The sequence below is a fragment of the Kitasatospora sp. NPDC004289 genome (genome assembly GCF_053602875.1).
Genome location: NZ_JBSGEL010000137.1, coordinates 1 through 8,053, shown reverse-complemented (window position 1 = coordinate 8,053; position 8,053 = coordinate 1). Strand labels below are relative to the sequence as shown.

5 protein-coding genes are annotated in these 8,053 nt (G+C 75.9%); all 5 read right to left on the bottom strand.

Features of this window, described 5'->3' with window-relative positions:
- A partial coding sequence (locus ACWEPF_RS39055; protein WP_452176406.1) for a hypothetical protein occupies window positions 1-975 on the bottom strand: 975 nt, incomplete at its 3' end.
- A 92-nt stretch (window positions 976-1,067) separates the two neighbouring features.
- On the bottom strand, window positions 1,068-2,936 hold the full coding sequence (locus ACWEPF_RS39050) for a WXG100-like domain-containing protein (RefSeq protein WP_452176405.1): 1,869 nt from the start codon (window positions 2,934-2,936) through the stop codon (window positions 1,068-1,070).
- A gap of 70 nt (window positions 2,937-3,006) precedes the next feature.
- Window positions 3,007-3,504 carry a hypothetical protein gene (locus tag ACWEPF_RS39045; RefSeq protein ID WP_345289098.1) on the bottom strand — a complete coding sequence of 166 codons (498 nt, stop codon included), beginning with the start codon at window positions 3,502-3,504 and terminating at the stop codon, window positions 3,007-3,009.
- 47 nt (window positions 3,505-3,551) lie between these two features.
- The gene (locus ACWEPF_RS39040; RefSeq protein ID WP_452176404.1) at window positions 3,552-5,786 is read right to left on the bottom strand and encodes a WD40 repeat domain-containing protein; all 2,235 of its coding nucleotides are present in this window, start codon (window positions 5,784-5,786) and stop codon (window positions 3,552-3,554) included.
- 311 nt (window positions 5,787-6,097) lie between these two features.
- Window positions 6,098-8,026 carry an ABC transporter permease gene (locus ACWEPF_RS39035; RefSeq protein ID WP_452176403.1) on the bottom strand — a complete coding sequence of 643 codons (1,929 nt, stop codon included), beginning with the start codon at window positions 8,024-8,026 and terminating at the stop codon, window positions 6,098-6,100.
- Window positions 8,027-8,053 lie beyond the last annotated feature (27 nt).

Below are 8,053 nucleotides of genomic sequence, written 5' to 3'. Positions count from 1 at the left end.
TCCGGCGACCGGCACACCGGCACTCGCCCGCACCGCCTCCGTGAACCCCGGCGAACCAGCCCCACCCGCCTGCACCGCCTCGGTGAACGCAGGCGATCCGGCGACCGGCACACCGGCACTCGCCCGCACCGCCTCCGTGAACCCCGGCGAACCAGCCCCACCCGCCTGCACCGCCTCGGTGAACGCAGGCGAACCAGCCACCGGCACACCCGAACTCGCCCGCACCGCCTCCGTGAACTCGGCGTTCCCCGCCGGGATGCCCGAACTCGCGGGCACGGCCTGGGTGTACGCGGGCGTACCCGCCACCGCCGCCTCGCCGCCCAGCGGCACGCCCGTGCTCGCCCGCACCGCCTCGGTGTACTCCGGCGACGCCCCGCCACGCGGCACACCGGCACTGGCCGGAATCGCCTCCGTGTAGGCGGCGGCCGTCTGCGCCGGCATCGTCGTGCCGAACGGATCCGTCCCGCTCATCGCCCGCATGACGCCGGGCTCGTAGGCCGCCTCCGCCGGGAACGTGCCCTCCACCGGCCGGCCGACGGTGCCGCCGACCCGCGGCTCGTACTGGGCGGCCACGGTCTCGCCGCCGCCCCACAAGGGCGCCGCGTCCGGCTGCATCCGTTGCTGCGCCGGGAACACATCCTGAGCGGGCCCGTACTGCGCGGGGAACTCATCCTCCGCGAACCCACGACGCGCCGCGAACTCACCCTCCACAGGCCCGTACTGCGCAGGGAACTCACCCTCCGCAAACCCACGACGCGCCGCGAACTCACCCTCCACAGGCCCGTACTGCGCAGGAAACTCACCCTCCGCAAACCCACGACGCGCCGCGAACTCACCCTCCGCAGGCCCGTACTGCGCAGGAAACGTCTCCTCGTCTCCCCCGCCCCAGAGCGGTGCGGCCTGCGGCTCCATGACGGCGCGCCGCGGAGTGGTCTCCACGTAATCGGCCGGCCGGAAGGGCGACTGGTCAGTCATGACGGTCCCTCAGCGATCTCGACGGTAGGGGGGATGAGAAGGGGCGGCGGAGGACTCGGGGGTGCCCTCCGCCGCCCAGACAGGTGGAGCGGTCAGCTCCGCGGTGCGCCCTCGCCTGAGGAGTTGGCGGCGATCCGGGTGAGCGCGGCCCGCAGGAAGGGGCTCGGCACGTCGTACCCGCCCTCCTGCCGGATCGGCGTCGGCTCGGCGGCGGGAGCGGCCGGGACCGGGTCGAGCGTGGGGGCGTCCTCGTCGGTGCGCCCGCGCCGCTCCGCCACCGACCGGGCCCGGTCCAGGTACTCCTGCTCCGCCGAGGCGGCGGGAGCCGCCTCCGCGACCGGTGCGCTCCCCGCCGAGGCGGACTCCGCCGTCGTGACGGTGCCCTCCGCGGCCGGAGCGCCCGACTCGGCGCCCGACGCGGCGTCAGCCGACGGAACGTCACCGCCCGCCGCCTCGCCGCCGCCCAGCAACGCCCCTGCCAGCTGCGTCATCAGGTCGGCCCCACCGGCCGCCGCAGGCTGCGCCGCAGCCGCCGCGGCAGCGGCCTCGGCACCCTCCGACACCCCGCCGCCCCGCGCCTCGTCCAGCCACTGACGCCGCATCCGCTCGAAGTGCGGGTCGCCGCTCTCGTGGTCGACCTGCTCGCCGCCGACGATGCCGCGGTCCCGGCGGCGGCGCTCCTTCTCGTCCTCGCCGCCGAAGCGGGTCGGCCGGACGAACTTGCCGCCGCCCTTGCCCGCACCGCCACCGGCCCCGGCGCCACCGCCGTGCCCGCCGCCCGCCGCACCCGGCATCCCGGCCGCGCCACGCCCCGCGGCACCGGCCGCACCGGCACCCGCCGCGCCACCGCGCCCGTAGGCACCGGCACCGCCCGCACCGCCCATCCGGGAGCCGGCACCGCCGGCACCGGCCAGTCCGCCGCCGCGACCGAGGCCGCCGGCGCCACCGCCGCCGACCCCGCCGAAGCCGAGCCCGCCGCCCCCGGCGCCACCGCCGGAGCCCGAACCGCCGCCCGCGCCGCCACCTCCCGAACCGGAGGAGGAGTACGGGCTCAGCGTGGAGCCGAAGCTGCCCTTGTAGTCGGGGTGGCCGGCCAGGTTGAGGCCGGGCGGCTGGACGGCGGGCTTGAACTTGCCGCCGCCGTTCGCGCCGCCGTCGAGGTACGGGTTCTTGACCTTCGGCGGCTCGTACGGCTTGACCTTCGGCGGCTGGTAGGGCTTGGTCTTCGAACCGCCCGCACCGCCACCGGCTCCGTCGCCGGAGCCCGAGCCGCCGCCCGCGCCACCACCGGCTCCACCGCCGGCACCACCGCCCGCTCCGTCACCACCGGGCGGGGGCGCCGAGTTGATGCCGGTGCCCGGCGGCGGGGTGCCGGGCGGCGGGCCGGCCTTGCTCTTGTTGAGGTTGCAGATCTCGGTCGCGGCCTGGGTGGCGGCGCCGTGGTCGGCTCCCTTGCGCAGCATCTGGTCGACGCTGCCCGTCACGCTCTTGACGTAGGTGTGGTACGCCTCGACGGCCGACTTCACGCCCTCGGACTTGGCGATGTCGTCCTTCTTGCCCGCCGGGTTCTGCTCGATGTACTTCTTCGCGTACTGGAGCTGGTTGATCATCGAGGTCTTGGTGTCGCCGATCGCCTGGGCGGCACCACTGAGGTGAAGCTCCATCAGCTTCCCGGCCATCATGATCGTCCCGGCGTGCGAGCCGTCGCCGACGCCGTACTTCTGCAGGTAGCGCTCGAAGCTGTCGGCCGCCTCGCCGGACATGCTGTCGCAGGCCCGTTGGGCGTGCGCCAGGATCGTCCGGATCCGCACGTCGGCGATGTCGTTGAACTTCTTCCAGGCGGCGGCCAGATCGGCGATCCGGGTCTCGTTGCCGTCGGGGAAGAGGACGTCCTTGCCCTCCTCGTTGCTCTGGAGGGTCTTGAGCACGTCCTCGAGATCGGCAGGCAGCTCGATCGGCACGGCGGGTCACTCACTTCACGGAGAGGGGAGGGAAGGAACGGGGAGGGACGGGAGGCGAAGCGCGGGGGCCTCACATCAGGTTGCGGCCACCGGGCTGCGGCCGCGGGGCCGGCTCCGGCCGGTCACCCGCGTGGTTGTAGTCGAGCTTCGGCGGGGCCTGCGGCGACACGTAGCCGCCGCCGGGGCTGGTGCTCGGGGGCAGCGGCAGCGGGATGTCGTTGCCCTGCTCGATCTTCTTCATGTCGTCCGCGTTGTCGGAGTCCGTGCCGCGGTGACTCGCCACCATGGTCTTCAGGTTGGCGGCCACCTGGGCGGTGTTCTCCAGGAAGGACTGCAGACCCGTCAGGGCCTTGTCCTGCTGCTCCGACAGGCCGATCACCGCCGCCGTCTTGCCGCCCAGCGACTCGCCGACCAGGTCCTTGCCGTAGATCTCCTTGTTCACCGTCCCCACGTAGGTCTTCAGGACGATGAAGGCCTCCTGGAGGTCGTCGTGCATCCGCTGGATCATCGTCGCGGACGACTCGACCTCGGCCAGGTCGATGCTGAACGAACCGGAACTCCCGGTCATGTACCCCTACCCCTAAGACAGTTGGGAAGCGTGCGAGGAAACGACGGTCAGAGGGTGACCGGGCCGCCGGGGCCGACCACGTGCAGCCCGGCCTCGCCGAAGGCGATGGCCAGCGGGATCCGGTCCAGCGGCGCCTCGTTGACCAGGGAGCCGCTGGCCAGGTGCCAGAGCCGGAGCACCGAGCTCTCGTCGCCGGCCGCGACGAGCACCTCGCCGTCGAGTACCTGACAGACCAGGGAGCGCACCTCGGCGCTGCCGCCCGGGAGTTCGGCCAGCGTGTGCCCGCCGAGCACGTCCCGGGCGAGCACCGTGCCGTCGGCGCAGCCGACCAGCAGCACGGCCCGCCCGTCCAGCGTGCCGAGCGCCAAGGCCTCGGCGGGGGCGGCGAGTCCGTCCAGCACCGGGCCCGCCTGGCCGGCGTCCACGTCCCAGAGGCGGACGGTGCGGTCCTTTCCGGCGCTGGCCAGCACCCGGCGGCCGCCGACCTCGCCCACGGTGAGCGCGGTGACGCCGCCCCGGTGGGCCGTCAACTGTCGGACCGGGAGGCCGTCGAGGGCCTGCCGGACCCGGACGGTGCCGTCCGAACCGCCGGAGAGCAGCACCGCCTCCGCGCCGGGGACGGCGGCGGCGAAGGCCAGCGCGGTGACCGGGCCGGTGTGCGGGGTGGGCACCGAGAGCGGGGCCCCGTCCTTGAGCCGGTGGCAGCGGACCGCGCCGGCCACCGTGCCGCAGACCAGCACCGGCCCGTCCGGGTCGGCGAGCACCGCGACCGAGGCCACCGGGCCGCCGTCCGGCTCCAGCGCGTACAGCTCGGTGCGGGTGCCGGCGTCCCAGAGCCTGACCCTGCCGTCGCCGTAGCCGGCGGCCAGCACCGGGCGGCCGTGCAGCTCGCCGACCGCCAGCGCGTTGACCGGGACGGGGCCGGCCGTGGTGGGCTCGGGCTCACAACTGCCCACCGGCTTACCGCCGTTGAGCTCCCAGAACCTGATCCGGCCGTGCTCGTCGCCGCTGGCCAGCTGCGCCGTTCCGGCCGCCGGGACGGTGACCAGGCCGGTGAGCCAGCTGCCGCCCGCCGGGCGGCCGCCGAGCGCCTCGGCGGCGTGCACGTCCCAGCTGCGCAGGGTGTTGTCCAGGGCGGCGGAGAACAGCACGGGGCGGCCGTCGAGTTCGGCGAAGGCCAGGCCGGTGACGGTGGCGGAGTGGCCGGAGAACTCGGCCACCGGGCTGCCGGTGGCCAGGTCCCAGAGCCGGACTTCGTGGTCCCGGCCGCCGGTGGCGAGCAGTGCCTGCTCGCCCAGCGGCAGCACGGCCAGCGCCGTGACCGGCGCCGAGTGGCCGACCAGCAGCTGGAGCCGGGCACCGCGGGCGGCGTCCCAGACCCGGACGGTGCCGTCCGGGGCGCCGGCCACCACCAGGTCGAGCCCGGCCACCCGGGCGTGCAGCAGGGCGGTGACGCCCTCGCCGCCGACGGCCAGCAGGCCCAGCCCGCGGCCGTCCTCGGCCTGCCAGGCGCGCAGCTCGCCCCGGCTGCCGCCGGAGAAGACCAGCGGCACCCCGCCGATCAGGCCGGCCGCCACCAGCTGGGCGCCCTCGCCGCCCGAAGTCCCGTGCGCCAGCTCGCCGGTGTCGGCGTCCCAGACCTGGACGGCGCCGTCGGCCGCACCGAGCGCGAACAGCTCCCGGCCCGCCACCTCGGCGAGCGCGACGGCGGTCGGCAGCAGGCCGTCCGCGCCGTCCGAGCCGCCCAGCGAGGCACCGCCGGGCAGCCGCCCGAGGTCGAAGCCGGCCGTGCCGTCGGCCAACGCGTAGGCCGGGGCACCGCCGACGGTGCCGATCACGGCGGCCGGGCGGAGCGCCTCGTCCACCGCCCCGGCCGTCTCCGGCCGGACCACGGCGAACGGGAGCTGGCCGTACTCCAGCGGCTGGAGCAGCTGGACGGCGAGCGCCTCCAGCAGCCGGCCGACCGGCGGTACGGGGGTGTCGGTGCCGTCGGCCCAGCTGCTCTCCCCCACGGTGAGCTGCCGGGCCGCCGGCTCCTCGGTCGGGCCCACAACCCGACCGTCGGCCAGGCCCACAACCTGGCCCCTCCCCGGTGTCCCCGGGGTGGTCCTCAGCGCGGCGCGCAGCCGCTGGTGCACTGCGGGGTCCACGGCGCCGCCGCGGCTCTCGGTCCGCTCGGCGGTCAGCCGGCGGACGGTCAGCCCGCCCTCCTGATCGATCGCCAGCTCGATCCGCCCGGAAGGCAGTCGGCGCGATCCGGCGGTGAAAAGCACGTCGCTCACGGGTCTCCCAAGGAACGTCTGCAGAGCTCGCCCGGCACCCCGGTCGCGCGGCGGCGTCGTAGGGGGCGGGGCGCGAGGGTTGCGGCCGGCTGCCGGCCAGGCGGAGGCCGACCTGTCCGTGCGCAGTGGCCGTCATCGAAACACCACCGGCACACACCGCTCAAGCTGGGAAGGCCCGTTGGGGCACTTCACCGCAAACTCTGCCCGAGCGGTCACGGAGCAAGCAGCGCGAAGGGCACGGGGGAGGTGACCGGACGGGGACCGGGAAGGGCAGCGCATCCCGGGATGGCACGCAAAGCCGCTGGTGGTGCCTACTGCGCACCGATCGCCCTGAGCAGATCGAGGCGGGCCGCCCGGCGGGCGGGCCAGACCGCCGCCAGGACGCCGATCGCGGGGCCGAGCAGCAGGAAGAGGCCGAGCCGGGCCCAGGGCAGCACCAGGGCGTACTGCGGCAGGGCGGTGGCGGCGAGGCCGCCGCAGGCCCAGGCCAGGAAGATCCCGGCGGCCAGTCCCAGCACGGTGCCGAACAGCGAGATCACCACCGACTCCAGCCGCACCGTGCGCCGCACGCCCCGGGCGTCCAGGCCGACCGCGCGCAGCAGGCCGATCTCCCTGGTCCGCTCGAAGACCGACAGGGCCAGGGTGTTGACCACGCCGAAGGCGGCGATCACCACCGTCATGCCCAGCAGGCCGGCCACCATGCCCAGCATCGCGTCCACCTGCCCGGCCTGAGCCCTGGTCAGCTGCTCGCGGCTCTCCACCCGCAGCAGCGGGCTGCCGCCGAGCGCCGCCCGGACGTCCCGGTCGAGCGCCGCGCCGGCCCGGCCGGGTGCGGCTCGCAGCAGGACGGCGTCCGGCTTGCCGCCGAAGGCCTGCGGCAGGGTCTCGTCCAGGGTGGCCAGGGCGCCGCCGAAGGCCCGGGTCTGCCGGTAGACGCCGGCCACGGTGTACTCCCGGGCGGGGGCGGTGCCGAGCCTGCCCTCGAAGACGTCGCCCGTGCCGAGCCCGGCCTTCGCGGCCAGCACGTCGGAGAGCGCCACCCTGCCGGGGCCGATCCCGGCGGCCGAACCGCTGGTGAACTCCAGGTCGGAGACGGCGGCCAGGCCCTTCGGGTCGACGCCGGTCAGGGTGGTGTAGCTGCCCCGCGCCCCGAAGGCGGCCGAGGCGAGCGGCACCGCGGCGGTGACGCCCGGCACGGCCGCGAGGCGTGCGGCGGCGGCCGGGTCGAGCCCGCCGGGGCCGGCCAGGGAGACCTTGCGGTCGGCGGTCAGCCCTGCCACCGCGGCCTGCCGCAGGGCGGCGTCCATCGAACTTCCGGTCACGCTCAGGGCGGTGATCAGGGTGAGACCGACCATCAGGGCGGAGGCGGTGGCGGCCGTGCGGCGCGGGTTGCGCAGCGCGTTCTCCCGGGCGATCAGGCCGGTGACGCCGAACAGCCGCACGGTGGCCGCCCCGGCCAGCAGGATCAGCGGCCGGGCGAGCAGCGGTGCGAGCACGATCGTGCCGGTGATCAGCAGCACGGCGCCCAGACCGGCCGCGAGCAGGTTGGCGTCGTCCCCGGTGCGCTGGGCGGCGACGTACAGCAGGACCAGCACCCCGGCGCCGGTGACCAGGGCGCCGAGGGCGTGACGCAGCCTCAGGCTGCGGGCGGGCGGCGGCAGCTCGGCGCCGGTCAGCGCCTCGACCGGTGCGGTGCGGGCGGCCCGGCGGGCCGGCAGCCAGGCGGAGAGCAGGGTGACGCCGAGGCCGACGGCCAGCGCGCGCAGCACCGCGCCCGCGGTCACCACCATGGGCCCGTCCGGCAGTTCGGCGCCGCCGATGTCCAGCAGCGGGCGCAGCGCGGCCGCGATGCCGAGGCCCAGCCCGGCCCCCGCGGCGGAGGCGAGCAGGCCGAGCAGCCCGGCCTCGGCCAGCACGCCGCGGACCACCTGGCCGCGGGAGGCGCCGACGGCGCGCAGCAGCGCGGTCTCCCGGCGGCGCTGGGCGACCAGCATGGTGAAGGTGTTGGCGATCACGAAGGAGCCGACGAACAGGGCGATCCCGGCGAAGGCCAGCAGCAGCCGGGTGAGCCCCTTGGTGCTCTCGGCGATCTGCGCGGCCTGCTCCTGGGCCAGTTGGGTCCCGCCGGTGACGGTGAGGCCCTCGGCGGGCAGCAGGGCGCGGATCCGGTCGAACCCGCGGGAGGCGCTGCTCGCCGACTTCGTCGAGCGCCTGCGGGCGCACGGCCACCCCGTCCGCACCGTCGACTACCACGGGTGGGTGGACGC